The sequence below is a fragment of the Nonomuraea guangzhouensis genome (genome assembly GCF_019396345.1).
Taxonomy (GTDB): Bacteria; Actinomycetota; Actinomycetes; order Streptosporangiales; family Streptosporangiaceae; genus Nonomuraea; species Nonomuraea guangzhouensis.
Genome location: NZ_JAHKRM010000024.1, coordinates 73267 through 97910 on the forward strand (window position 1 = coordinate 73267; position 24644 = coordinate 97910).

Consider the following 24644-nt stretch of genomic DNA (forward strand, 5'->3'; position numbering starts at 1 on the left):
TAGCACTGCATACGTTTCGCTTGCGGCAGACTGGGTGGGTGGAGATCGTGGTGCCTGCCGCTTTGACCGAGTTTCACGTGAAGCACGATGGAGAGGCCGGGCGGGCCTGGTCGGCGGGGTTGCCCGCGTTGGCCGAGCGGTATCTCGAGCGATGGGAGCTGCGGCTCGATGGCGGAGCCGCGCACGGGATGGTGTCGCTGGTGCTGCCCGTGGTGCGGGCCGATGGCACGCGGGCGGCGCTCAAGTTGCAGCCCGTGAGCCACGAGACGATCGGCGAGGGGCCCGGGCTGCGGGCCTGGGCGGGTGACGGGTCGGTGTTGCTGCTCGACGAGGACCCCGCCACCGGCACCCTGCTGCTCGAACGGCTCGACGCCGAGCGCTCGTTGTCGGCCGAACCCGATGTCATGAAGGCGCTCGGCATCCTCACCGAGTTGCTCCGGCGGCTGGTGGTGCCGCCCGCCCCCGAGGGGATGCGGCGGTTGGGGGACATCGCGGGTGACATGCTCGGCCGCGTTCCCGATGCGGTGGCGGGGTTGCGCAGGGAGCGGGATCGGGACTGGTTAGGGGTCTGCGCGGCGGCGGTGCGCGAGCTCGTGGGCGAGCCGGGCGATCGGTTGCTGCACTGGGACCTGCACTACGACAACGTCCTGGCCGGGGAACGGGAGCCATGGCTGGCCATCGATCCCAAGCCGCTCGCCGGGGACCCTGGGTTCGACCTGCTGCCCGCGCTGCACAACCGGTGGGAGGAGGCCGTGGCGACGGGGGACGTGCGGCGGGCGGTGTTGCGGCGGTTCGACTTCATGGTGGACGGGCTCGGGCTGGACCGGCAGCGGGCCGCGGGGTGGACGCTCGGCCGGGTCCTGCAGAACTCCCTCTGGGACGTGGCGCGCGGCGAGCGGGAGCTCCACGAGATCCAGCTCGCCGTGGCCGAGGCGGTCCGTCAACGCCTCTAGGACGACAGGCCGTGGAGGAAGGCGCGGCCCAGCGCACCGAGGGCTGATCAGCCAAGCGGTCAGATGAGCAGGGCGAGCTTGCCGCGGCCGTGGCCGGTCTCGATCTCGCGGTGCGCGTCCGCCGCCTCCTCCAGCCGGTACGTCCGGCGGATCAGGAACTTCAGCTCCCCCTTCGCATAAAGCTCGGCATACCGGCCAAGACGCTCAGCCGTACGGACACCCCGCGTGGTCATGACCCCCAGCCCGGCCGCCTTGCCATGCTCGACCAGCGTGAGCACGCGACCAGGGTCCGAAACCAGCTCCAGCGAGACGTCCAGCGCGGCGCCACCCGCTCCGTCGAGGGCCAGGTCCACCCCGTTCGGTGCGAGCGCTCGTACCCGGGAGGCGAGACCCTCCCCGTACACGACCGGGATCGCGCCGAGGTCGCGCAGGTAGGCGTGGTTCTCCTCGCGAGCGGTCCCGATGACGGTGGCGCCCCTGGCAACGGCGATCTGGACGGCGGCCGTGCCGACCGCTCCGGCGGCGCCATGGATGAGGAGTGTGTCGCCGGCTGCCAGGTTCAGCTGGTCGAGGGCGATCTCGGCGGTCTGCACCGCGGCGGTCAGCGCACCTGCCACCTCCCAGGGGACACCCGGCGGCTTGGACGTCACGTCGGTGGCGGGGACCACGATGTACTCGGCGTAGCTGTTCAGTAGGGAGAATCCGAGCACCTCCTCCCCCACATCCAAGGTCACGTCCGGCCCCACCTGGTCGACCACGCCCGCGAACTCGTTGCCGGGGACCCGCGGCAACGGATCCGTCAAGCCGGGCGGCGTCCACCCGGCACGTACCGCGGCGTCGAAGGGCTGAACCCCGGCAGCCTTGATCCGCACCCGAACCTGTCCCGGCCCCGCCTCCGGCATGGGCCGGGACATCAGGCGCAGCACCTCAGGCCCTCCGAAGTCGGCAAACGCCGCTGCTTTCATGAAATTTCCGTCGGTCATGGAGTCGACCCTGCATCCCCAACCGCACTTGAGGTCAAGTCGGATCGCATTTCGGGAACTTTCAGCTTTAGTCCGGCTTTATCTGTATATAGTCCGACGGGGGCACAGCAGGGGACGGGGTAACCAGGGTCTGATGACCGAGTTCTTACATGTTGCGCTGAGCTTCCCGACGGTGGTATTCACCTTCCTTCTCGTCGTGGTGGCCGGCTACTGGTTCATTGTCATATCCGGCCTTTTCGACTTCGAAGACGGCGAAGCGCCCTGGCTGGGGCTGGGCGGAGTGCCTGCCGGGATCGCGCTGTCGCTGCTGATCGCACTGGCCTGGCTGCTCACCTTGATCGGCAGCCAGCTGGCGCAGGGGGTCGCGCTGCTGGCCGTACCCATCCTTGCCCTGCTCGGCGCCTGGTTGGGCATGCGGGGGCTGATCATCCCGCTGCGCCGGCTGTTCCCCGACGCGCGGCGCCCGTCACGCGGCGACTTCGTCGGCCAGATGTGCGTGATCCGGACCGGCCACGCGGGCGCCGACTTCGGCCAGGCCGAAGTCACCGCGCCCGATGGCTCCTCAGCGGTCGTCCAGGTCAGGACGACCGGCCAGGACCGGCTCGCCCGCGGCGACAACGCGCTCATCTTCGAATACGACGCCAACGGCGAATTCTTCTGGGTCATGCCTTACGAAAGCGAGCACTGATGGACGTCATCTCCACCGGATTCGGCATATTCCTCGCCGTCGTGCTGATCATCGTGATCGGCCTGCTTGCCGCCATCAGCCGCCTTTTCCGGAAGGTCGAGCAGGGCAAGGCACTGATCATCTCGAAGGTCAACAAGGTCGACGTGACGTTCACCGGAGCCACCGTGCTCCCCGTCTTTCACAAGGCCGAGGTCATGGACATCTCGGTGAAGACCATCGAGATCGAGCGGACCGGCCGTGAGGGGCTGATCTGCCAGGACAACATCAGGGCCGACATCAAGATCACTTTCTTCGTACGCGTCAACAAGACCGCCGAAGACGTCATCAAGGTCGCCCAGGCCATCGGCACCGTACGGGCCAGCGACGAGTCGACGTTGCAGGAGCTGTTCAGCGCGAAGTTCTCCGAGGCGCTCAAGACCGCCGGCAAGCAGCTCGACTTCGTGGATCTGTACACCAAGCGTGACGAGTTCCGCGACCAGATCGTCCGGCTCATCGGCACCGACCTCAACGGCTACAGCCTGGAGGACGCGGCCATCGACTACCTGGAGCAGACCTCGCTGATCGCGCTGGACAAGAGCAACATCCTCGACGCCCAGGGCATCCGCAAGATCACCGAGCTGACGGCGATCGAGCACGTACGGACCAACGAGTTCCAGCGCAGCGAAGAGAAGGAGATCACCCGCCAGAACGTGGACGCCCGCGAGGCGATCCTGGAGCTGGAGCGCCGGCAGGCCGACGCCGAGATCAAGCAGCGTCGGGAGATCGAGACCATGAAGGCCCGCGAGGAGGCGGAGATCGCCCGGGTGGCGGCCGAGGAGCGGCTCAAGTCGCAGTCCGCCAACATCAAGACCGACGAGCAGCTCGGCGTCCAGCACGAGAACCGGGCCCGTGAGGTCGCAGTCGCGGAGAAGAACCGCGAGCGGGTGATCGCGATCGAGACCGAGCGGATCGAGAAGGACCGCATGCTGGAGGTCATCGCCCGCGAGCGGGAGACCGAGCTGTCGCGGATCGCCAAGGACAAAGAGGTCGAGACCGAGAAGCGGTCGATCGCCGAGGTCGTACGCGAGCGGATCGCCGTCGACAAGACGGTGGCCGAGCAGGAGGAGAGCATCAAGCGGCTGCGCGTGGTCGAGGAGGCCGAGCGCACCCGCCAGAGCGTGATCATCGCCGCCGAGGCCGAGGCGCAGGAGAACCTGGTCAAGGGCATCAAGGCGGCCGAGGCGGCGGAGGCGGCGTCGAAGTTCAAGGCCCGCGAGGAGCTGACGCTCGCCGAGGCCAGGCAGCAGGCCGCCGAGCTGGACACCCGGGCCAAGATCAGGCTGGCCGAGGGCGTACAGGCCGAGTCGGCGGCTGCCGGACTGGCCCAGGTCCAGGTCAGGGAGCGCGACGCGGAGGCGATCGAGAAGGTCGGCCGCGCGGAGGCGGTGGCGCTGGCCGAGAAGCTCAAGGCAGAGGCGGAAGGCGCCAGGTCCATGGCCGTGATCGAGGGCGACCGGCTCAAGGCGCAGGCCGAGGGCGAGCAGGCGATGGCCCTGGCCACCGCCACGGCGGTGGGCGAGAAGCTCAAGGCCGAGGCCGAGGGTCTGACCGAGAAGGCGGCCGCGATGGCCGCGCTCGACGACGCGAGCCGGGCGCACGAGGAGTACCGCCTGCGGCTGGAGGCCGACACGGAGGTACGCCTCAAGCAGATCGACGTCACCCGGCAGGTGGCGGAGTCGCAGGCCAGCGTGCTGGCCGCCGGCCTGGCCAAGGCGAACATCGACATCGTCGGCGGCGACACGATGTTCTTCGACAAGGTGGTGGGTTCGATCACCGCGGGCAAGGTGGTGGACGGGTTCGTGGAGCACTCGCAGGTCGCGGGCTCGCTGGCCGCGCCGTACCTCAACGGGTCGGCCAGTCTCGCGGGTGACCTCAGCGCGCTGGTCGGCGGGGTGAGCACCGAGGACCTGAAGAACCTGACCGTGTCGGCGCTGCTGATGCGGCTCATCCAGAACGGCGGGCCCGACTCGGCCCCGCTGGGCGAGCTCCTGGAGACGGCCCGCCGCCTGGGCGTGGCCGACTCCCCGGTGGCCGCGCTCACCGCCGCGAAGGTCTGATCGCGCGTGACCGACGACGCACAGCGCCAGGGCTCCCGTACGGCGGAGCCCGGCGCGACCGCTCCAACCCTGGCGGCCGGGACCTACGAGGTGCTCAAGTCCCGGCTGGAAGCACAGGCCAAGGCCCTGGCCAGAGCGACCGAGGCGGTCAACGCCGAGCGCCTGACCGTCTTCGGCGGCACCGAGCTCCGCCTGCTCGGCACCGAGCGCATCCGCACGGACAACAACTGCGTCCCCCGGGACATCGTCTCGCTGGGCGGCGTCATGCTGTTCGGCTACAACGTGTTCATCGGGCTGAAGCCCGAGACCACGGTCGCCGACGTCTTCTCCGTGCACCGCTTCACCAGGGACGGCGACGCCTTCAGGTTCGACCCCGACCGGCTCGCGGCCCTCGACGATCCGGCGTTCCAGAAGGACTTCGCCGAGCTGTACCGCTACTACAAGGAGTCCAGGCTCCACCATCTGAGACGCGTCGAGGGCAAGCTGCTGGCCGTCTTCCAGACCGGCTCGGCCGACACCCGGGTCTTCAGATGGACAGTCGACCCCCAAGGTGTCACGAAATATCAGGACAACAGGGGGGAGCGGGACCATGCCTTCCCGCCCTCGCACGACTTCGCGTGGACCCCGGCCACCCGGGACGACCACGTGCTCGGCCGTCACCCGCACATCTCCATCCGCGACGAGGTGTTCGTCGAGACGGTCGGCGGCGACCTGACCATCAAGATCGAGAACAACACCGAGACCGGCGAGGGCATCTACGCCGAGCCCGTCGCCGAACCCCTCCAGAGTCTCGCCGACGCCGATGTCGAGCACGCCGTCATCGGCCCGCTCATCCTGATCAGGATCCGCCCGTACAAGGAGACCGACTGGCGCCACCTGGTCTTCAACATCCGTACCAAGGCCGTGACCAGGCTCGACGGCATCGGCCAGGCCTGCCAGCGCCTCCCGGAGGACCAGGGGTTGATCTTCCCCGGCGGCTACTACCTGGCCACCGGGGTCAGCAAGACGTTCGACACGGACGTCACGGACCTGGAGTTCGACCGCGTGGTCCGCTCCCCCAACGGCGAGGACGTCCTGTACGTCTTCCACGCCAGGGGCGACGGCCGCTCCCTGCTCCTGCCGTACAACGTCATCAGGAAGGAGGTGGCGAACCCCATCGTCTGCCACGGCTACTCCCTGTTCGACGACGGCACGATGGTGGTCTTCCGCGCCACCTCCGAGGAGCCGACGCGGGTCCATCCCATGCAGGTCTGGCAGACGCCGTACGTCTCCGACACCTACGCCGCCGCCCAGCCCACCGGCACCGGGCCGCTGGAGCGCATCGGCAACGCCGAGCTGGTGCGCGGCATCTCCGACTGCCTGTCGGTGGCCCGCATGATCGGCGAGATGGCGCCGTCGGCCGCCACGTTCGAGGCGCTGATAGCCGCCTGCACGCGGGCCTTCGACCACTACCACTGGCTCGGCGAGCAGGGCCTGCGCGGCCCGCTCGCCGACGTGCGATCCACCGCCGAGCAGGTGCTCGACGAGTACGAGCACGTGGAGGCGCTCACCCGACAGGCCGCCCGCACCCTCGCCGAGGCAGCGGAGGAGACCACCCGGCTCGTACGGCAGGCGCGCGGCGACACCCCCGCCACCGCCGACGCCTGGGTGACGCTGCTGGCCACGTTGCGCCGGGCCCAGGGCCGCCTGGTGACGCTGCGCGAGGTCCGCTACCTGGACCTCGCCCGGCTCGACACGCTGACCGGATCGCTGGCCGAGGAGCTGGTCTCCGTCGGACAGCGGGCCGTGGCCTTCCTCCAGGGGGCCGACGCGTTCACCGGCTACCACCAGGCGGTGGACGGGCTGGCCGCCGAGGCCGCCGCGATCACCACGGTGGCCGAGGCCGAGCCCGTCACGGAACGCCTGGCCACCCAGTCGGAGGGGCTGGAGGTCGTCACCGAGGTCGTGGGCTCGCTCGAGATCGCCGACGCCACCGTACGCACCTCCATCCTGGAACGCATCGCCGAGGTGCTCGGCGGCGTGAACCGGGCGCGGGCCGTGCTCGAAGGCCGCCGGCGCGAGCTGCTGGGGGCCGAGGGGCGGGCGGCGTTCGCGGCCGAGTTCGCGCTGCTCGGGCAGGCCATCACCGGCGCGCTGGCCGTGGCGGACACGCCGGAGCGGTGCGACGAGCAGCTCGGCAGGCTGATGCTGCGGCTGGAGGCGCTGGAGACGCGCTTCGGCGAGTTCGACGACTTCGCCGCCCGGCTCGCCGGCAAGCGGGACGACGTCTACGAGGCGTTCTCGGCCCGCAAGCAGACGCAGCTGGACGAGCTCGCCCGCCGGGCCGACCGGATCTTCGCCTCGGCCGAACGCATCCTCGGCAGCGTCACCAGACGGTTGCCGTCGCTGGGCTCGCTCGACGAGGTCAACACCTTCTTCGCCACCGACCCGATGGTGGCCAAGCTCGGCTCGGTCTCGGTCGAGCTGCGCGGGCTCGGCGACGCCGTACGGGCCGAGGAGCTGGAGGGCAGGGTCAAGGCCGCGCAGCAGGAGGCGGGCCGGGCCCTGCGCGACCGCCTCGACCTGTTCTCGGACGGCGGCGAGACGCTGCGCCTGGGCCGGCACCGGTTCGCGGTCAACACCCAGCCCATCGACCTCACGCTGGTGCCGCATGACGGCGCCATGCACTTCGCCATCACCGGCACCGACTACCGGTCCCCCGCCCCCGCCTCGTTCGCCGACACCCAGCCGTTCTGGGACCAACTGCTCGCCTCCGAGACGCCGGAGGTCTACCGCGCCGAGCACCTGGCCGCCTCACTGCTCGACGTGGCGGTGCCGGGCGGGCCGCTCCAGGACCTCGTACGGCAGACGGCCGAAGAGCGCTACGACGAGGGGTACGAGCGCGGCGTCCACGACCACGACGCGACCGCCATCCTCGACACGCTGCTCCGGCTCCGGGAGGGAGCGGGGCTGCTGCGGTTTCCACCGGATGCTCGGGCGGCGGCGCAGCTGTACTGGGCGTTCGGGCCGGACGAGGTTTCACGTAAAACATTCGCCACACGGGCCGTGTCGCTGGTGCGCGCCCGCGCGGTCTTCGGCCCGACTCCGGAGCTTGCCGCTCTCGCAACGGAACTGGGCGCGCACATCGCCGCCTTCGACCCGGGGCCCGGCGAGACGGCCGCGCTGGCCGGGGAGTACCTCGTCGAGGAGCTCGCCGGCCAACCCGCCGGCTTCGTGACCAGCGCGGCGGCCCGCTCCCTCCTTCAAGGCTTCCACCAGGCGCTCGGCCCGGCCAGGTCACGGGAGTTCGAGGAGGAGCTCAAGGCCGTGGCGCTGCCTGATCGGCTGGAACTGGCCCGGGCCTGGATCGGCGCCTTCGGCACGGGCCCCGAGGTGCCCGAGTCCATCGCCGTACAGCTCTGCGACCTGCCCCGGCACGACTCCAGCGCCGCGCTCACCGCCACCGTGGAAGGTCTGCTCGGCACCCACCCGCGCATCGCCGACCGCAAGCTGGAACTGCGGCTGGACGAGACCCTGGCCAGGACCCGCCGCTTCCGCACCGAACGCGTCCCCGCCTACCGCGCCTACCAGAAGCGGCGCACCGAGCTGGTGGCCACCGAGCGGACCCGGCTGCGGCTGGAGGAGTACCGGCCCAAGGTCATGAGCGCGTTCGTCCGCAACAGGCTGCTCGACGAGGTGTACCTGCCGCTGATCGGCGACAACCTGGCCAAGCAGCTCGGCGCCGCCGGAGCGGACAAGCGGACCGACCAGATGGGCCTGCTGCTGCTCATCTCGCCCCCCGGCTACGGCAAGACGACGCTCATGGAGTACGTCGCCAGCCGCCTCGGCCTGGTCTTCGTCAAGGTGAACGGCCCGGCGCTCGGCCACGCCGTCACCTCGCTCGACCCGGCGGAGGCGCCCGACGCGACGGCCAGGCAGGAGGTGGAGAAGATCTCCTTCGCCCTGGAGAGCGGCAACAACACGCTGCTGTACCTGGACGACATCCAGCACACCTCGCCCGAGCTGCTGCAGAAGTTCATCTCGCTGTGCGACGCCCAGCGGCGCATCGAGGGCGTCTGGAACGGCCGGACCCGCACGTACGACCTGCGTGGCAAGCGGTTCGCGGTGTGCATGGCGGGCAACCCGTACACCGAGTCGGGCCGGCGCTTCCGCATCCCCGACATGCTGGCCAACCGCGCCGACGTGTGGAACCTCGGCGACGTGCTGTCGGGCAAGGAGGAGCTGTTCGCGCTGAGCTACATCGACAACGCGCTCACCTCCAACCCGGTGCTGGCGCCGCTCTCCTCCCGTGACCGGTCCGATGTCGAGCTGCTGGTACGCCTGGCCCGCGGCGACCAGACCGCCCGCCCTGACCAGCTCCGGCACCCGTACGCCAAGACCGAGCTGGACCAGATCCTCAGCGTGTTGCGGAAGCTGGTGCGGGTGCAGGAGGTCGTGCTGGCCAACAACCAGGCCTACATCGCCTCGGCCGGGCAGTCCGACGCCGCCCGCACCGAGCCGCCGTTCCGCCTGCAGGGCTCGTACCGGAACATGAACAAGCTGGCCGAGCGGATCGTGCCCGCCATGAACGACGCCGAGCTGGAAGCGGTCATCGACGACCACTACCTCGGCGAGGCCCAGACCCTGACCAGCGACGCGGAGGCCAACCTGCTCAAGCTCGCCGAGCTCCGCGGCCGCCTCACCCCCGAGCAGGCCGCCCGCTGGCGCGAGATCAAGACGGCCTACCTGCGCGCCGAAGCGCTCGGCGGCGCCGAGGACGACCCGATGACCAGGGCCGTGGGCGCCATCGGCCTGCTCGCGGACCGGGTGGGCGAGGTCGGCACGGCCATCAGGCAGAACGCGGCGGACTGACGCGTCACTGCGACGAGGTCAGCTCCGCCGTGCAGGTCCGCTGGATGGCCGTGGCCCGGTCGAGGAAGTCGAGGATCGTCTCCAGCTGCTCGTCGGAGTAGCTGGAGTACAGCTCGGTCAGCCCGGCCACGAACGGCGCGAAGATCTCGGCGCCTCCGGCCAGTTGCTCGTGATTGACCTCGACGATCACCCGCCGCCGGTCCTTGGGGTCGCGGGTGCGGCGCACCAGCCACTTGCCCTCCAGCCGATCGATGAGCCCGCTCACCGAGGCGGGCGCCAGGCCGGTGTGCTTCGAGAGCTCTCCCGCGGTCAGCGGGCCCAACCGTTGTAGCAGGTCAAGGGCCTTCTCCTCGGTCATCCCCACGCCCAGCCGCTCGCCGATGGCGGTGTGGAACATCACCGCGGCGTTGCTGTTGTCCCGACCGGCCACAAACAGGGCTTCGAGCAAATTCTTTCGGTGTTCCGAAATATCTCTGGACACGGCCCTCCTTCCCGGCATATATTTCGTTCGACCGAACGAAAGGTTATCACCATGAAGGCTCTGATCATAGGTTGCGGCATCGGTGGCCCGGCAACCGCGATGGCTCTGCGCGAAGTCGGCATCGACGCCGCGATCTTCGAGGCGTACCGGGACAAGGCGGAAGGCGTCGGCTCCTTCCTCAACGTCGCCTCAAACGGTTTGGACGCCCTGCGGGTGCTGGGTGCGCACCGCCGGGTGATGGCCTCCGGCATCCCCACCCCGCACATGGTCATGTGGAGCGGCTCCGGCAAGCGCCTCGGCGAGGTGGCCAACGGCCTGCCCCTCGACGACGGCACGGTGAGCCACACGATCCTGCGCTCCGACCTCTACCGCATCGTCCGCGACGAGGCCCGCTCCCGCGATATCAAGATCTCGTACGGCAAGCGCCTGGTCTCCTTCGACGACACGGGCGACCAGGTGACCGCCCGTTTCGAGGATGGCACGGAGGAGACGGGCGACGTGCTGATCGCCGCCGACGGCGTGCACTCGCGTACCCGCGCCCAGCTCGACCCCGGCGCGCCCGCCGCCCGCTACAGCGGTCTGTACAGCTTTGGCGGGATCGTCCGCGAGGGTGACTTCATCGGCGAGCCGGGGGTCTACAACATGGTGTTCGGCAAACGCGCGTTCTTCGGCTACACCGTGGCCGCCTCCGGAGAGACCTGGTGGTTCGCCAACCTGCCGCGCGAACTCGGGGACGTTCCACGGGACTGGAAGCCACTGCTGGTCGAGGCGTTCAAGGACGACGTGAACTTCTCCGCCGAGCTGATCAGCCGCTCCAAGATCGACCTGGCGCTGCCGGTCTACGACCTGCCGCCGCTGCGGACCTGGCACAAGGGGCGGGTGGTGCTCACCGGCGACGCCGCGCACGCCACCTCTCCGAGCGCGGGGCAGGGCGCCTCGCAGGCCATCGAGGACGCGATCGTGCTGGCCAGGTGCCTGCGGGACGCGGCGGACCACCGGGAGGCGTTCGAGCGGTTCGAGGCCGAGCGGCGCGAGCGCGCCGAGCGGGTCGTGGCCTACTCGCGGACGATCAGCAACAGCAAGGCCGCGGGACCCGTCGGCCGGGTGTTCCGCGACCTGATGATGCCGTTCTTCCTCAAGAAGACGGCCAGCCAGGAGTCACTGTCCTGGATGTACCGCCACCACGTCAGCCTGTGAAATGGCCTCCGGGCTCGCGGGGAGCAGCGGCAGGCGCACGTCCGGGGTCGGGATGAGACCCTGGGCGTGCAGGACCCCCTTGATGACGGTCGGGTTCGGCTCGGCGAACAGCGCGGCCGACAGCCGGGCAAGCTGGTGGCCCAGTGCCCGGCCCCTGGCCACGTCACCCGCGCGCCACGCCGCGACCAGCTCGGCGAACCGGTCGGTGGCCAGATGCGCCGAGGCCAGGATGCCGCCCGCGGCGCCCAGCGCCAGCAGCGGCGAGATGAACAGATCGTCCCCGCCCAGCACCTCGAACCCCTCAGGCAGGTCCCCGAGCAGATCCACGGCGTCCTGGTCGATCCCGCCGGCCGCGTACTTCACCCCGGCGATCATCGGATGCCCGCCCAGGTGACGCAGGGTCGCCGCACTCACGGCCTGCCCGGTCCGGTAGGGAATGTGATAGATCACCAGCGGCACCGGCGTCTCCTCCGCCAGCGCCTCGAAGTGCGCGACGACCCCTCGCTCCGAGGGCCGCAGGAAGTACGGCACGGTCACCAGGGCGGCGGAGACCCCCGCGGGCAACTCCTTCAGCGCCACGGCCGTCGAGCGCGTGTCGTTGCCGGAGATGCCGACGGTCAGCGGCACCTCGCGTTCCGCGCAGACCCGGACACAGACCTCGATCACCCGGGCCCGCTCGGCGGGCGTCAGCGCCGCGACCTCTCCGGTGGTGCCCAGCGCGACCAGTCCGGCGGCGCCCTGGTCGAGAACGTGGCGGGCGAGCTTGTCGATCGTCTCGACGGCCACCTCGCCCGTCTCGGTGAACGGCGTGACCAGTGGCACATGAAGTCCTGTGAGCATGCTTCAGCCTGACCCGGAACGATACGTTAGGTCCAGCGCGGATTTCTGCTGTCGAGCTTAAGCTTGTCTGATGCTCGACCCTCGCAAGCTCCGCCTCCTGCGCGAACTCGCCCAGCGCGGCACCATCGCCGCCGTCGCCGAGGCGCTCAGCTTCACCCCGTCGGCGATCTCCCAGCAGCTCAGCGCCCTGGAGCGGGAGGCGGGCGTGGCGCTGCTGCGGCGCACCGGCCGTACGGTGACGCTGACGCCCGCCGGCCACCTGCTCGTCGAGCACGCGCAGGACGTGCTCGAGCAGTTGGAGAAGGCGTCCGCGGCGCTCGCCGCGGTGCGCAGCGGCCCGTCGGGGCCGCTGCGGGTCGGCGCGTTCCCCACGGCGGCGCGCGTGCTGCTGCCGCCCGCGCTCGCCGAGCTGTCCCGCGCGCATCCGGGACTGCGGCCGATGGTCTCCGAGATCGACCCCGCCGACGTGTCCGCCGCGCTGCGGGCGGGTGAGGTGGACGTGGCGCTCGTGCACGAGTACGACTTCGTGCCGCCGGTCACCGACGCGTCGCTGGAGACGGAGGCGCTGTTCGGGGAGCAGATGTACCTCACCAACCGGGCCACGATCGCCGACGCCCGCGACGACGCCTGGATCGTCGGCAAGCCGGGCACCCTGTGTCACGCGATGGCGATCCGGGCCTGCCAGGCGGCCGGTTTCGAGCCGCGGGTCCGTCATCAGATCGACGACTTCGACACCGTGCTCGCCTTCGCCGCCGCCGGTCAGGGCGTGGCGCTCGTGCCGCGCCTGGCCGCGCTCACGCCGCCGCACGGGGTGACGCTGACCGGGCTGCCGCTCAGCCGCCGCACCCTGGCCGCCTTCCGCAGGGGGTACGGCGGGCATCCCGCCATCAAGGCGGCTGTCGCGGCCTTCCATACCGCGATCACCCACCTCCCGCTCTGAGCTCACTGGGCGGACCCTCGCCCTCGCTGAGCAGGCCCTTGACCAGGTCGCCGAGGGTGGCCGCGACCCTGGCCGACTCGCCGCCGAGCAGCAGGCCGCTGATCGGCTCCGTGTGCAGCGTGCCGAGCAGGATGTGCCCGGCCAGCTCGGCGTCGAGATCCGGCCGCGCCTCGGCGATCAGCGCCGAGACGTGCCCGTGCCACGCCACGTAGATCGGGTTGGCCAGCCGCGACCCGCCCCCGGCCTTCTGGGTCAGCCGCGCGTGCTCGTGCGCGGCCATCAACCCCGCGTTCCCGGCCGCCATCGCGACCACCGCGTCGAGGAAGGCGACCAGCCGGTCCCCCGCAGGAGCGCCCGGCCCCAGCGGCGGCGGCCCGTCCGCGACGGCCTGCTCCAGGGCGCGTGCCCGCTCCGTCATGAGCTCCTGCATGAGCCCGACCCGGCTGCCGAACCGGTGGAACACCGTCCCCTTGCCCACCCCTGCCACGGCGGCGACCCGCTCGACGGAGACCTCCCCCGGCGGATGCTCGCGTAGCAGCGCCTCGGCGGCCTCCAGGATCGCCCGCCTGTTGCGTGCCGCGTCGGCCCGCTCCCGCCGTTCCATCAGATCATTGTTCCCCATAGACAAGTTGACCGTCGGTCCATATATTAACTGGACCAGCGGTTCACTTAGAAGGAGTGTCGCATGCGCGCCATCGTTGTCCACGAACTGGGCGGTCCCAAGGTGCTCAAGGCCGAGGACTGGCCGGAGCCGAAGGCGGGAGAGGGGCAGCTGGTCATCCGTACGCAGGCCATCGGGGTCAGCTACGCGGAGACCCAGTTGCGGGCGGGCACCTTGCCGTTCCCGCTGCCGGTGCCGCTGCCCGTGGTGTTCGGCGCCGAGGCGGCCGGCGTGGTGACCGAGGTCGGGGCGGGAGTCGACGAGGCCCTGCTGGGCACCACGATCGCCTGCGTGACGGGCGGGATCGGCTCCTACGCCGAGTACGCGGCGGTGCCCGCGGCGATGATCTCCCCGGTGCCCGAGGGAGTGTCGCCGGTCGACGCCGTCGCCGCCGCCGCGCCGGGCGCCATCGCGCTGGCGCTGCTGCACCGGGCCGGGCTCAAGGGTGGGGAGACCGTGCTGGTGGAGGCCGGGGCGAGCTCCATCGGGACGTACCTGCTGCGGCACGCCAAGGAGTTCGGCGCGGAACGGCTGATCGCCACCGCGGGCGCCCCGGCGAAGCGGGAGCGGGCCCGGCAGATGGGGGCCGACGAGGTCATCGACCACCGCGAGCCCGGCTGGCCCGGCGAATTGCCCGACGTGGACGTGGTCTTCGAGTCGATCGGCGGGGCGTCGGCCAAGCAGGTGCTCGATCACCTCACGCCCGGCTCCGGGCGCATGCTCTGCTACGGCTCGCTGAGCGGCGAACCCGCGGCGGTGGGCGCCGCCGATCTGTGGGCTCGCGGCGTGACCATCGTCGGGTGCGGCGGGCCCGCGTGGGGAGCCGAGGCGTTCGGCGTCCACTATCCGGAGATGCTGGCCAGGGTGGCCGACGGACGCAGCCAGGCGTACATCGAGGCCACGCTGCCGCTGGAGTCGGCCGCCGAGGCCCATCGCAGGCTCGAAGGCCGCACCGCGCTGGGCAGAATCGTGCTGGTCCCCTAGCGGGGGGTGTGGAGGCCTGAAATGATCATGTGGATCAGCAGGTCGTAGCTTTCGTCGAGCTTCTCGGGAAGCCCGAACGCGCCTGCCGCCTCCAGCACCGAGAAACCGTGGGCGGCCGCGCGCAGGGAGCGCGCCGCGTGGATCGCGTCCGAGCCCTCCAGCCCGTACGCCCTGAGGGCCGCGAGCAGGATATCGACCAGGCGCGCCCCCGCCTCGGCCGTGGCGGGGTCCGGGGTCTGGTTCACGATGGCGTAGCGGCCGGGATGCATCGTGACGTACGAACGCCATGCCTCCATCAGCGCCCGCAACGCCTCGTCGCCGGACCGGCCGAGCACGGCCGCGTTCGCGTGCTCCGCCATCTCGTTCAGTATCCGCACGGACAGCAGGTTGCGCAGCTCGGCGAGGTTGCGCACATGCTTGTACAGGGACGGGGTCGCGACGCCCGCCCGTGCCGCCACCGCCGAGAGGGTCAGCGCGGCCGGGCCCTCCTCGTCGACGAGCGCGACCGCGAGCGCGACGACCGCGTCCGGGGACAGCGCCGCCCTAGCCACGGACCTTCTCCTTGAGGAAGGACAGCACGGCCGCGGCGACCTCGTCGGGGAACTGCGCGTGCGGGTAGTGCCCGGCGCCCTCGATCATCGCGATCGTGCCGCGCCCCTCCGGCATGGCCGCGACGATGCCCTGGGCCTCGGCCTCGGGGCTCGCCCAGTCGGGGTCGAGCGTGCCCATGACGACCAGGGCGGGAACCTGGAGGTCCGGGAGCAGGGCGCCGGCGTCGGTGGGCGCGGATCCACCCATCTTGCTGACGACCGCCATCCGGCCCGGCCGGCGCAGGTCGGCTTCGAGCGCGGTGATGTACTCGGCGTAGTCGACCGGCTTGGTGCCGGGGTAGGCGACGTCGAGGTAGCTCTTCCAGAGCCCGACGCTGCGGAGGATGGCGGTGCCGAGGAGCCGCATCATGCCCTTGCGGTGACGGGCGATCCGCATGCCCTTCAGGTCGATCTTCTGCGCCCGAGTGAACGGGCCGACCTCGACGACGGCGCTGACCAGCTGGGGATCCTGGGCCGCCGCGATGGTGGCGGCCCCGCCGGAGAACGAATGGCCCACGACGACGGCGGGACCCGCGTCCAGGTGGCGGATGAGCGCCAGGATGTCACCCGCCACGTCGACGCGGGTGTAGGAGTCCCAGCCGATGCTCGACTCGCCGTGGCCGCGGATGTCCAGGCTCGCCACCTGGCATCCGGCCGCCACGAGCTTCGGGACCAGGAAGCGGTACGCCTTCCGGCCGTCGCCCATGCCGTGCGCCAGCACGACCAGCGGGCCCTCACCCGTCACGTCGTACGCGAGCTGTCCGCCCTCGTGCTTCAGGAACTCGGTCATGTCGCTCTCCTTGGCTAATCCCTATAGCCAGAAAGCTAATGGCTTTAGCCGAAAGCTGTCAAGCCCCTTGGAGAACCGCGTCGAGCACGGTCGCGGAGGTGGACTGTGCGAAGTTGTCGTAGTTGCCCGCGGTCATGGCCACGACCAGCCCACGCTCGGGGGCCAGGTGGAGCACCTGGCCGCCGTTGCCGTGCGCGGAGAGCCCGGGGTGCTCACCAGTGCCGACGTACCAGTGGTAGCTGTAGGCGGACCTGTCGTCGATCTGCACGCGGGGCCGCCACAGCTCCTCGATCCAGCTCCGCGGCACGATCCCGCGCCCGCCGTCGAGCAGGAGCGTGCCGATGGCGGCCAGGTCGCGCGGCGTCAGCCGCAGCCCCGCCGCCGCCATCTCGACTCCGTCGCCGCCCCGCCCCCACTCGAACTCACCGATGCCCAGCGGCTCGAACAGCGCGCTCCTGGCGAACTCGGTCAGCGACCGGCCACTTCCCTTGGCGACGAGCCGCCCGATCAAGGCCGTCGCGCCACCGCAGTACGTCCGCCGCAGCCCCGGCTCCTCGACGACGGGCCGCTCCAGCACGAAGCGGTGGCGGTCGGGCGCGTACTCCATCGCGATCTCGCTGTTGGCGGTGCTGGTGTACGGCACGCTCTCGTCCCACTCCAGCCCGAGCGTCATCGTCAGGGCATGCTCGACGGTGAGGCGGGCCCGCTGGGGGTCCTCGGCCAGGTCCGGATATTCCGGGAATTGAGCGAGCAGACTCTCCTCCGGAGGCGCCACCAGCTTCTCGGCCAGCGCGATGCCGTACAGGAGCGAGACCACGCTCTTGGTGACGGACCGGACGTCGTGCAGCGTGTCCGGCCCGAACGTGACGTGCCCGAGGGGCTCGTTGAGCTTGAAGTCCTCGCCCGCGCCGTAGCGTTCGAGAGTGATCTGCCCGTTCTCGACGACCACGAGCCCGTGCAGGTTCGGTGCTTCACCCGCCCGCAGGACACTGTCCACCCGATCCGCAAACGCCATGACGATCTCCTCTTCGCTGGGACTTCCCGGTCTACGACCTGACACCGTGTGAGAGTCAATCGCGCGCATGGTGGCAGGCCATCTCCAAGAGGAATCCAAACGCAGAAAGTGGCGTAGTAGGTCGGCGGATAGTCCGGAAATTTCCGCCTGGCGTTCTCACTGACCGCCGGGCGTCTCGATGCCGGTTCTGACTCACCGACCGCCGGAGGTCTCGATGCCGGTTCTGATCAGGCCGAGCAGGCGGCCGGTCAGGTCCGCTCCGTCGCGGGCGTGCTGGCCCGCCCAGGCGACCCCGACCACCAGGGCCAGCAGATCGTCGACCGCGAGGTCGGACCGTACCTGGCCGGCCTGCTGGGCCCGGTGGAGCAGCCGGGCGGCGGCGGCGCGCATGGCGTGGCAGGAGCGGTACAGCTCGGAGGTCTCGTCGCCGAGAGCGTCGAGGATCGACCCGGGCAGACCCTGATATCGGGTCGAGCCGGTGGCGAAGGCGAGCAGCCACGCGGCCAGCGCCTCACTGGCCGGCTCGGTGTCGATGAGCTCGTCGGCCCGCGCGCAGAGAGCGTCGAGACCGTGCCGCATGGCGGCCTCGATGAGCGCTTCGCGGGTGGGGAAATGGCGGTACAGCGTGCCTATGCCGACCCCCGCGCGGCGGGCGACGTCGCGCAGGGAGACGTCGGTGCCGTGCTCGGCGAACGCGGCGCGGGCCTCGTCGAGCAGCCGGTCGTAGTTGCGGCGGCCGTCCGCGCGCATCGTGTCCGCCATTCGGCTCGCCTCCAGGCTGGCATTCGGAGCAGTGCACCGGATAGCAGGATAGCCGGGTTGAAGGCCGACGAGCCGTCCGCCCGCATGTGCGGCGAGCGGACGGCTTCAGGCGGATGATGGAGCCGAAGGTGCTGTTACCTCCCGTGCGCGTGGGCGGGGATGGAACCGCCCTGCCACCAGCCGCGTGCGTATCCGTGGATGGACCCTCGCCAGCCGCTGTCCCAGGTGTAGGCCTGAGACGGCGTGCGCTGCCGCTCGAGGCTGCTGACGGTCGTGGGGTCGATGCAGTCACTCTTCGGCTCGGCCGGGCGGACAACGGTCGGCTGGGCCGGGCAGGCAGCCGCCGGAGCCGCCGCCACCGAAGCGGCCGGGCAGGCAGCGGCCGGGGCCACCGGCCGGACGGCGGTCGCGGCGGCCGGAGACGGGCAGGCCGCGGCGGGGGCCATCGAACGGACATCCGTCGAGGCCGCGGGGCAGGCATCGGTCGCGACCGCCGGACGGACGGCATTCGACACCCTCGGACGGGCAACCGCCGTCACCCTTGGCCGGACGGCCACCGTGGCCGTCGGATGGACAGCCGCCGTCACCGTCGGGCGGACAACCGCTGTCACCGAGGGGTTGATGACCGCCGTGAGCGTCGGGCGGACATCCACCATGGCCGTCGGACGCACAGCCGCCGTCACCGTTGGACGGACACCGACCATGGCCGTGGGACGCACAGCCGCCGTCACCGTCGGATGGACACCGACCATGGCCGTGGGACGGACAGCCGCCGTCACCGTGGGGCTGATGACCGCCGTGAGCGTCGGATGGATCATCGCCGTCACCGTCGAGTGGACCATCACCGTGGTCGCAGGACGGACAAGCACTGTGGCCGAGGGACGGACAACCGCCGTGGCCGAGGGACGGACCGCGGTCGTGGCCGCCGGGCAGGCGGAGACCTGGGCGATCGGGCGGACGATCGTCGGGGCGGCGGCGGAGCAGGGAGAAGCCGGGGCCTCTGGGCGGACGGCCGTCAGGGCCTCCGGGCGGGCAGCGGTCCAGGCGTCGGGACAGACGGTGGCCGGACGGACAGCGGCCGTCGCCGCCGGGCAGGCAGAGGTCGCGGTGCCAGCGCCGGCCTCGGGGATGGCGCGGACGCTGCTCACACTGGAGTTGCTCGCACTGGAGCGGACGCTGCTCACGCTGGAGCGGCTGATGCTGAAACTGCCGGCGCGGACGCTGTTCGAGTCGGCGAAGAAGAAGTGGCCCGTTGCCTTGAAGTCCTGCGTCCCGATCGCATCGACCGGGAAGAAGGTGAAGCCGCTGCTGTCGAACTCGTCGTCGGCAACCGCGGGTCCTGCGCTCAGCAGCAGGCCGGAGGCGGTCAGCGCTAGCGCGGTAATGGCGTGCTTGTACAAGGTCTATCCCCCAGAGGTGATGACACCGTTGTTTCGCCCGCTGGCTTACCCCGCCCTTTGGATCAGCTGCCTCCCCAAATGATCTAGTTCGCTTAAAGATCAGCCGACCACCCATACCAATTTGTTGGAATGATTGGTAGAAATCCTGTCAAATCCGGGAACAGTGTGCTCATACTTGGGGAAGCTGGTCCCACAGGAGCACGATCATGCGGAAGACACCCCCACGCATGGCTCCGGAGTCAAGGCTGGAGTCAAACCACTTCCTCCAACTCGCCGCGATCGACTTCAACGGCGTGTACGCGGTCCACCTGGCCGCCAAGGAAGAGCGCCTGAAGATGACACGGCTCGCGATGAGCCTCTTGTCTGGACCGTTCCTGGCCGCGATCGCGCTCACCAGCGCGAAGGTCGTCGACCCGCAGGACCTGACGGAGTGGCACCGGGTGCCGTGGTACCTGTTCGCCCTGGTGGCGGCGTTCGGACTGCTCAGCGTGCTGCCGTTCCTGCGGCTCATCGAGGCGGTCAACGCGCACGCCAGGACGGCCAGGGCGATCAACAACTTCCGGCTGCTGTACGCGGGCCGGCTCAAGGACGAGCTCAACTGGTCGCCGAATCTGCCGGTCGATCCGCGCTTTCCCGAGACGTACGCCCCTCTGGCCTGGCCGGGGATCAACGTGATGATGCTGGCGATCGTCAACTCGACGTACCTGACAGTGGGTGTCAGCGGCCTCGGCGGGCAGGATCCGAACCTGCTCATACTGCTGAGCGGCATCACGCTGGTGGCTCTCATCCACTACTCCGTTTACTATGTGCGCTGCAACGTCAGCAGGCGGCGCCGGCTCCCGAACAATCCCTACGAATTCCCGAATATGGAGACGTGAATGCCGGGCCCAACACTTTGGGCGTCATGTGGGGAGGCGTGGATATGGCTGATGCGCCATGTCTGGACGGCGGGGGCGCTCGCCGACGATGACCGGGGTCCCGTCATCGAGGCGCCGTCCGTGCTGTTCGAGATCGCGGTCACGAGTGGGAACGACCCCATCATCGAGAGGTACGGCGACACGGACCGGCTGGCGCTGTACCGCAGGAAGTTCAGCCAGGACACGATCGTGCCGCCGTTCAAGTACAGCTACGGCGCCAGGATCAAGGGCCAGCTCCAATGGGCGGCCGACCTGCTGCGGGCCAAGCCGTACAGCAAGAGCGCCTGGATCTCGCTGACCACCCCTGGCGAACCGTACGACTCGGTGCCCTGCCTGATCGGACTGGCCTTCAGGATCAGGCAGGACGCGCTGGTCATGACCGCCACGTTCCGGTCGCAGAACGCCTTCACCAGCTACCTGAACTACCTGCCGCTCGCGGACGTCCAGGCCGGGATGGCGGGACGGCTGGGGCTGGGCACCGGTCCGATGCGGGTGTTCGTGGACGTTCCGCACCTGTATCTCGCCGACAGCACCCAGGTGCTGCGCGTCATGCGGCCCGCACCGTCTCCGCATCACTGATGAACGGCTGGCAAACGTTCTGCAAGGGCGACCCGCTAGGTTGCGGCAGATGAAGGCCCGCATCACCAGGATTTCCACGTACCTCCCCCCAGGCACGCTGACCAGCGACGAGGTCGAGCGACGCATCCGGGGCTACCACCCGCCGCGCGGCATCGTCGAGCGGATGACCGGCATCAGGCGCCGCCATGTGGCCTCCGACGACCAGCAGGCCTCGGACCTGGCCGTCGAGGCCGCCAAGGAGTTGGCGGCCGACGTCGATCTGCTGATCTTCGCCTCGGCCTCGCAGGACCTGGTCGAGCCCGCGACCGCGCACATCGTGGCCGCCAAGCTCGGTTTGTCGTGCCCGGTGTTCGACGTCAAGAACGCCTGCAACAGCCTGCTCAACGGGATCCAGGTGGCCGAGGGTCTGATCGTCTCGGGGTCGTACCGCAGGGTGCTGGTGTGCTCGGGCGAGACGCCCTCGCGGGCGATCCGCTGGGAGGTCAGGGATCGGGCGCAGTTCGTGGACGCGTTCGCGGGGTACACGCTGTCGGACGCGGGCGCGGCGGTGCTCGTGGAGGCCGACCCCACGCGCGGCATCTTTTATCGCGATTTTTCGGCTGATAGTAGTGCGTGGGTCATCGGTACCCTTCCTGGCGGCGGCTCCATGCACCCGCGCGACCCCGACTACTCCTACTTCCGTGGCGACGGCCGCAGGCTGAAGGAGGCGTTCGAGCTCATCGGCCCCGACCTCTTCCTCAACGCCCTGAAACGCACCGGCCTGACCTGGGACGACTTCGCCGTGATCGCGGTCCACCAGGTGGCGTTGCCGTACCTGAAGGTCCTGTCCCAGGCGCTGGACCTCCCCGAGGACCGGCTGGTGATCACACTGCCCGACCACGGCAACTGCGCGTCGGCCACACTCCCGCTCCAACTCGCGCACGCCCGCGAGGGCGACCGCGTGGCGCTGCTCGGCCTCGGCGGCGGCATCAGCCTGGGCGTCATGCTGGCGGACCTGTGAACGACATCAACAGCCCCATGAACCGCCGACACGAGCGACACGACCGGCGGCGGGGACGCCACGAAACCCGCCTCTACCTCGCCGCCCACCCCTTCGCCTACCCGCTGATGCGTCTGCTGGCCCGGCTGGGCGCGGTGGTGCGAGTGCCGGGGCTTGGCGTGGTGGTCAACGACGCGGCACTCGCCCGGCGCGTGCTCATGGACGGCCGCTTCCGGAAGGACGGCCCCGGCTCACCCGGTGACCTGTGGACGCCCGTGCTCGGTCCGTCGGTGCTGCTCAACATGGAGGGCGAGCCGCACGCGGCGCTCCGCGCCAAGCTGGCCCCGCTGTTCACGCCGTCGTCCGTCGCCACGCTGGTCTCCGACGTGCTCGCCGCCCCGCTGGACGATCTCCGCGTACGACTGGCGAACGGCGACACGGTGGACCTGGTGGACGAGATGCGCCTGCTGGCCGGAGCGGTGATCTGCCGGGTCGTCGGCCTGGGCGAGGTGCCGGCGGCCAGGGCCAGGCGGCTGTTCGCCGATGGGGAGCGGGTGGTGTCGATGGTCTCGCTGCGCACCAGGGGGCTGAACCCCCGCCAGCTCACCGTGGCCCACGAGGTGCTCGACGGGATCGGCGACATCGCGCAGGCCGCCTACGACGCGGGGGATCCCGCCACGGTGATGGGCCGGATGCGCGAGCTCGGGCTGTCGGCGGCGGAGGCCCGTGGCGCGGCCGGGGCGTTCTTCCTGACCGGCACGGAGACGGTCGCCACGTTCGTGCCCCGGCTGGTCGCGTTGCTGCACGATCACGACGCCTTCGGCGCCGACCTGGATCTGGCGATCGAGGAGGCCATGCGGGTCACCACACCGACCCCGGTGATGCTGCGTTCCGTCGCCGAGCCCGTACGCCTGGGCGGGGTCCTGGCCAGGCCCGGCGACCGCGTGGTGATCGTCACGCACAACTGCGCCCGCGCGTACGGACCGTTCGATCCGTCCCGGCCGCATCCACCCGAGCTGCGCCGCCTGTGGTTCGGCGCCGGGCCGCACTTCTGCATCGGCTACCCGCTGGCGCTGGCCGAGATCCGCGCGGTGGCCCGGGTCGTGCTCGCCCGCCCGGTCAGGGTGGTGGCGCGACGGGCCGCCAGGGGTGTGCTCATCCCGACCTACGAGCGGCTGCTGATCAGGGCCGTATGAGGGTCGGGGTCACCGGGGCGTCCGGTTTCGTGGGTGGCGCGGTCTGCCGGGCGGCCGTGGCCAGGGGCTGGCAGGTGTACGGCTTCGGGCGCAGGCCCACGCGGATCCCCGGCGTGCCGTACCTCACCTGGGACCTGACCGGCCGCGACCGCCCGGACCTCGACCTCGACGCGCTGATCCACTGCGCGGGGAGCGTCACCGACTGGGGCCCGCCGGCCGGGATCTGGCGGGCCAACCTCGACGGGACCCGGAACGCCATGGCCGCCTTCCCCGGCGCCCGGTTCGTGCACGTCAGCACGGCCAGCGTGTACGACCCGCGCCGGCCCACGATCATGGCCCGAGAGCACGAGGCCCCGGTCAGCCGGTACGTCAACGCCTACGGCGCGTCCAAGGCGGCGGCCGAGCGGCTGGTCGAGGGGCGGGCGGTGATCCTGCGCCCGCACGCCGTCTACGGTCCCGGCGACACCACGCTGCTCCCCCGCGTGCTGCGGTCGGTCAGGGGCCGCCGGCTGGTCGCGGTCGGCGACGGGCGGCAGCGCGTCAGCCTGACCTCGGTGGCCAACCTCGCCCAGGCCTGCCTGCTGGCCGTCACGGGCCCTCTCGGCACCTACAACGTCACCGACGCCGAGCCGGTGGTCCTGGACGACGCGCTCCGTGCCGTACTGCGGGAGAAGGGCATCGACGCGACCCCGCTCTACCTGCCCCGGCGGCTCGCCCACGGCCTGGCGGCGATCTCCGAGACGCTCACCCGCGAGCCGCGCCTGACCCGCTACGCCGTCGGCCACCTGGCCGTCGAGCGCACCCTGGACATCACCGCGGCCCGCGAATGCCTCGGCTACACGCCCTCGCCGACGTCTTTCGCGGGCGCCGCGTCCTGGTGAGACCGATCGCCGTCTGGGAGCACCTCACCGTCGACCGGAGGAGCCTCACTGCCGTCGGCGACCGCCTTGGCGCCGGCCGAGCGCGGGTCGCCGCCGTTCGGGCGCGGCTTGCGCGCCTCCAGCATCTCCGACTTGAACCACGGCCCGCCGTACCAGAACCGCCACCCCAGGTCGCGCCTGCGCACATCGACCACGCCGAGCTCGCGCAGCACGGTCTCGTACTGGGGCGTGTGCTGGAAATCGGCGATCAGCATCAGCCCGCCCGGACGCAGCACCCGATGCGCCTCCTTGACGGCCTGCTCGCGTCCTTCCACAGTCGGGATGTTGTGCATGGCCAGGCTGGACACGATCACGTCGAACCGGCCGTCGTCGAACGGCAGCTCCCGCATGTCACCCGTGACCAGATCGACCCGATCCGACACCCCTTCGGCCTCGGCGTTGGCCCTGGTGACGCCCTCGGCGTTGCCCGACTGATCCACGCCGCGCCACAGGTCGATGCCGGTGGCCCGGCCCTCGCGCAGCCGCTGGGCCGCGAGCAGCAGCACCGCCCCGCGCCCGCAGCCGAGGTCGAGAACCTGCTCACCGCCCTCGATCCGGCCGAGCTCCTCGCCCCAGACAGCGAACTTCCCCCGCCGGGTCGTGTAGAGATAGCTGACCGCGCTGGCCAGCGTGTAGACCGCGCCGAGCAGGAACGCGATCGCCGCCGCCGGGACGTCGGAGATGAACGAGACCGCTGCCAGCACCAGCAGGACCACTGCCCCGAAGAAGAGTCCGGCAAGGGCCCATGGCGCGTCGAATCCATAGCTACCGCGCTTCACACTCACGTTATATCGCAAGATGGACTTCACCGAAACTTGCCGT

At 70.6% G+C, this 24644-nt stretch carries 22 protein-coding genes; 13 read left to right on the forward strand and 9 right to left on the reverse strand.

Features of this window, described 5'->3' with window-relative positions:
• Positions 1 to 38: 38 nt before the first annotated feature.
• Positions 39 to 953 (forward strand): aminoglycoside phosphotransferase family protein, encoded by a 915-nt coding sequence (locus KME78_RS41235; protein ID WP_372455051.1) that lies wholly within the window; start codon positions 39 to 41, stop codon positions 951 to 953.
• A gap of 59 nt (positions 954 to 1012) precedes the next feature.
• Here KME78_RS41235 and KME78_RS41240 read toward each other — a convergent pair whose 3' ends face one another.
• Complete coding sequence (locus KME78_RS41240) at positions 1013 to 1936, reverse strand: NADP-dependent oxidoreductase (protein ID WP_308127329.1); 924 nt, start codon at positions 1934 to 1936, stop codon at positions 1013 to 1015.
• A gap of 133 nt (positions 1937 to 2069) precedes the next feature.
• On the opposite strand from KME78_RS41240, the gene KME78_RS41245 reads away from it, so the two are divergent.
• Genes KME78_RS41245 through KME78_RS41255 form a run of 3 tightly spaced genes read left to right on the forward strand, consistent with a single transcriptional unit; the run spans position 2070 to position 9571 of the window.
• Entirely contained in the window at positions 2070 to 2624 is a 555-nt protein-coding gene (locus KME78_RS41245; protein ID WP_219534953.1) for a YqiJ family protein, read from the forward strand.
• The gene (locus KME78_RS41250; RefSeq protein ID WP_219534954.1) at positions 2624 to 4720 is read left to right on the forward strand and encodes a flotillin family protein; all 2097 of its coding nucleotides are present in this window, start codon (positions 2624 to 2626) and stop codon (positions 4718 to 4720) included. The genes KME78_RS41245 and KME78_RS41250 overlap by 1 nt, the downstream gene beginning before the upstream one ends.
• A 6-nt stretch (positions 4721 to 4726) precedes the next feature.
• Positions 4727 to 9571 carry a DNA repair ATPase gene (locus KME78_RS41255; protein ID WP_219534955.1) on the forward strand — a complete coding sequence of 1615 codons (4845 nt, stop codon included), beginning with the start codon at positions 4727 to 4729 and terminating at the stop codon, positions 9569 to 9571.
• 4 nt (positions 9572 to 9575) lie between these two features.
• Here KME78_RS41255 and KME78_RS41260 read toward each other — a convergent pair whose 3' ends face one another.
• On the reverse strand, positions 9576 to 10019 hold the full coding sequence (locus KME78_RS41260) for a MarR family winged helix-turn-helix transcriptional regulator (protein WP_246653048.1): 444 nt from the start codon (positions 10017 to 10019) through the stop codon (positions 9576 to 9578).
• Positions 10020 to 10103: 84 nt separating this feature from the next.
• Between KME78_RS41260 and KME78_RS41265 the strand changes: the two genes are divergently transcribed.
• Entirely contained in the window at positions 10104 to 11249 is a 1146-nt protein-coding gene (locus tag KME78_RS41265; RefSeq protein WP_219534957.1) for an FAD-dependent monooxygenase, read from the forward strand.
• Here KME78_RS41265 and dapA read toward each other — a convergent pair.
• Entirely contained in the window at positions 11211 to 12089 is an 879-nt protein-coding gene (gene dapA / locus KME78_RS41270) for a 4-hydroxy-tetrahydrodipicolinate synthase (protein WP_219534958.1), read from the reverse strand. The genes KME78_RS41265 and dapA overlap by 39 nt on opposite strands.
• A 70-nt stretch (positions 12090 to 12159) precedes the next feature.
• Between dapA and KME78_RS41275 the strand changes: the two genes are divergently transcribed.
• Complete coding sequence (locus tag KME78_RS41275; protein ID WP_219534959.1) at positions 12160 to 13029, forward strand: LysR family transcriptional regulator; 870 nt, start codon at positions 12160 to 12162, stop codon at positions 13027 to 13029.
• Here KME78_RS41275 and KME78_RS41280 read toward each other — a convergent pair.
• Positions 13010 to 13633 carry a TetR/AcrR family transcriptional regulator gene (locus tag KME78_RS41280; RefSeq protein ID WP_246653049.1) on the reverse strand — a complete coding sequence of 208 codons (624 nt, stop codon included), beginning with the start codon at positions 13631 to 13633 and terminating at the stop codon, positions 13010 to 13012. The two genes, KME78_RS41275 and KME78_RS41280, sit on opposite strands and share 20 nt — an antisense overlap.
• A gap of 81 nt (positions 13634 to 13714) precedes the next feature.
• Between KME78_RS41280 and KME78_RS41285 the strand changes: the two genes are divergently transcribed.
• A complete protein-coding gene (locus tag KME78_RS41285; protein ID WP_219534961.1) occupies positions 13715 to 14674 on the forward strand; it encodes a quinone oxidoreductase family protein in 960 nt (319 codons plus the stop codon).
• Here KME78_RS41285 and KME78_RS41290 read toward each other — a convergent pair.
• The 4 genes from KME78_RS41290 to KME78_RS41305 all read right to left on the reverse strand — a co-directional run bounded on the left by KME78_RS41290 (position 14671) and on the right by KME78_RS41305 (position 17831).
• Positions 14671 to 15225: a TetR/AcrR family transcriptional regulator gene (locus KME78_RS41290; protein ID WP_219534962.1), complete on the reverse strand. Its 555-nt coding sequence runs from the start codon at positions 15223 to 15225 to the stop codon at positions 14671 to 14673. The genes KME78_RS41285 and KME78_RS41290 overlap by 4 nt on opposite strands.
• Positions 15218 to 16054, reverse strand: coding sequence for an alpha/beta fold hydrolase (locus KME78_RS41295; protein WP_219534963.1), 837 nt, complete (start codon positions 16052 to 16054; stop codon positions 15218 to 15220). Before KME78_RS41295 ends, KME78_RS41290 begins: the two co-directional genes overlap by 8 nt.
• Positions 16055 to 16112: 58 nt before the next feature.
• Entirely contained in the window at positions 16113 to 17069 is a 957-nt protein-coding gene (locus tag KME78_RS41300; protein WP_219534964.1) for a serine hydrolase domain-containing protein, read from the reverse strand.
• Positions 17070 to 17261: 192 nt separating this feature from the next.
• The gene (locus KME78_RS41305; RefSeq protein WP_219534965.1) at positions 17262 to 17831 is read right to left on the reverse strand and encodes a TetR/AcrR family transcriptional regulator; all 570 of its coding nucleotides are present in this window, start codon (positions 17829 to 17831) and stop codon (positions 17262 to 17264) included.
• Between the two features lie 282 nt (positions 17832 to 18113).
• Here KME78_RS41305 and KME78_RS41310 point away from each other — a divergent pair, with 282 nt between their 5' ends.
• The 6 genes from KME78_RS41310 to KME78_RS41335 all read left to right on the forward strand — a co-directional run bounded on the left by KME78_RS41310 (position 18114) and on the right by KME78_RS41335 (position 23783).
• A complete protein-coding gene (locus tag KME78_RS41310) occupies positions 18114 to 19313 on the forward strand; it encodes a hypothetical protein (protein ID WP_219534966.1) in 1200 nt (399 codons plus the stop codon).
• 124 nt (positions 19314 to 19437) lie between these two features.
• Positions 19438 to 20109, forward strand: coding sequence for a hypothetical protein (locus KME78_RS41315; protein ID WP_219534967.1), 672 nt, complete (start codon positions 19438 to 19440; stop codon positions 20107 to 20109).
• A gap of 51 nt (positions 20110 to 20160) precedes the next feature.
• Entirely contained in the window at positions 20161 to 20727 is a 567-nt protein-coding gene (locus KME78_RS41320; protein ID WP_219534968.1) for a thymidylate synthase family protein, read from the forward strand.
• A gap of 49 nt (positions 20728 to 20776) precedes the next feature.
• Positions 20777 to 21727: a 3-oxoacyl-ACP synthase III family protein gene (locus KME78_RS41325; protein WP_219534969.1), complete on the forward strand. Its 951-nt coding sequence runs from the start codon at positions 20777 to 20779 to the stop codon at positions 21725 to 21727.
• 17 nt (positions 21728 to 21744) lie between these two features.
• On the forward strand, positions 21745 to 22902 hold the full coding sequence (locus tag KME78_RS41330) for a cytochrome P450 (RefSeq protein WP_219534970.1): 1158 nt from the start codon (positions 21745 to 21747) through the stop codon (positions 22900 to 22902).
• A complete protein-coding gene (locus KME78_RS41335) occupies positions 22899 to 23783 on the forward strand; it encodes an NAD-dependent epimerase/dehydratase family protein (RefSeq protein ID WP_219534971.1) in 885 nt (294 codons plus the stop codon). The genes KME78_RS41330 and KME78_RS41335 overlap by 4 nt, the downstream gene beginning before the upstream one ends.
• Here KME78_RS41335 and KME78_RS41340 read toward each other — a convergent pair.
• On the reverse strand, positions 23738 to 24601 hold the full coding sequence (locus tag KME78_RS41340; protein ID WP_308127330.1) for a class I SAM-dependent methyltransferase: 864 nt from the start codon (positions 24599 to 24601) through the stop codon (positions 23738 to 23740). The genes KME78_RS41335 and KME78_RS41340 overlap by 46 nt on opposite strands.
• Positions 24602 to 24644: the final 43 nt, after the last annotated feature.

What these genes read in the sequence shown, in the direction of transcription:
- KME78_RS41310 (WP_219534966.1), top strand. Translation starts at nt 18,114, where the DNA reads ATGCAGTCACTCTTCGGCTCGGCCGGGCGGACAACGGTCGGCTGGGCC.
- KME78_RS41295 (WP_219534963.1), bottom strand. Translation starts at nt 16,054, where the DNA reads ATGACCGAGTTCCTGAAGCACGAGGGCGGACAGCTCGCGTACGACGTG.
- KME78_RS41275 (WP_219534959.1), top strand. Translation starts at nt 12,160, where the DNA reads ATGCTCGACCCTCGCAAGCTCCGCCTCCTGCGCGAACTCGCCCAGCGC.
- KME78_RS41315 (WP_219534967.1), top strand. Translation starts at nt 19,438, where the DNA reads ATGCGGAAGACACCCCCACGCATGGCTCCGGAGTCAAGGCTGGAGTCA.
- KME78_RS41265 (WP_219534957.1), top strand. Translation starts at nt 10,104, where the DNA reads ATGAAGGCTCTGATCATAGGTTGCGGCATCGGTGGCCCGGCAACCGCG.
- KME78_RS41240 (WP_308127329.1), bottom strand. Translation starts at nt 1,936, where the DNA reads ATGACCGACGGAAATTTCATGAAAGCAGCGGCGTTTGCCGACTTCGGA.
- KME78_RS41320 (WP_219534968.1), top strand. Translation starts at nt 20,161, where the DNA reads ATGCGCCATGTCTGGACGGCGGGGGCGCTCGCCGACGATGACCGGGGT.
- KME78_RS41335 (WP_219534971.1), top strand. Translation starts at nt 22,899, where the DNA reads ATGAGGGTCGGGGTCACCGGGGCGTCCGGTTTCGTGGGTGGCGCGGTC.
- KME78_RS41280 (WP_246653049.1), bottom strand. Translation starts at nt 13,633, where the DNA reads ATGGAACGGCGGGAGCGGGCCGACGCGGCACGCAACAGGCGGGCGATC.
- KME78_RS41330 (WP_219534970.1), top strand. Translation starts at nt 21,745, where the DNA reads ATGAACCGCCGACACGAGCGACACGACCGGCGGCGGGGACGCCACGAA.
- KME78_RS41325 (WP_219534969.1), top strand. Translation starts at nt 20,777, where the DNA reads ATGAAGGCCCGCATCACCAGGATTTCCACGTACCTCCCCCCAGGCACG.
- KME78_RS41285 (WP_219534961.1), top strand. Translation starts at nt 13,715, where the DNA reads ATGCGCGCCATCGTTGTCCACGAACTGGGCGGTCCCAAGGTGCTCAAG.
- KME78_RS41250 (WP_219534954.1), top strand. Translation starts at nt 2,624, where the DNA reads ATGGACGTCATCTCCACCGGATTCGGCATATTCCTCGCCGTCGTGCTG.
- dapA (WP_219534958.1), bottom strand. Translation starts at nt 12,089, where the DNA reads ATGCTCACAGGACTTCATGTGCCACTGGTCACGCCGTTCACCGAGACG.
- KME78_RS41305 (WP_219534965.1), bottom strand. Translation starts at nt 17,831, where the DNA reads ATGGCGGACACGATGCGCGCGGACGGCCGCCGCAACTACGACCGGCTG.
- KME78_RS41300 (WP_219534964.1), bottom strand. Translation starts at nt 17,069, where the DNA reads ATGGCGTTTGCGGATCGGGTGGACAGTGTCCTGCGGGCGGGTGAAGCA.
- KME78_RS41245 (WP_219534953.1), top strand. Translation starts at nt 2,070, where the DNA reads ATGACCGAGTTCTTACATGTTGCGCTGAGCTTCCCGACGGTGGTATTC.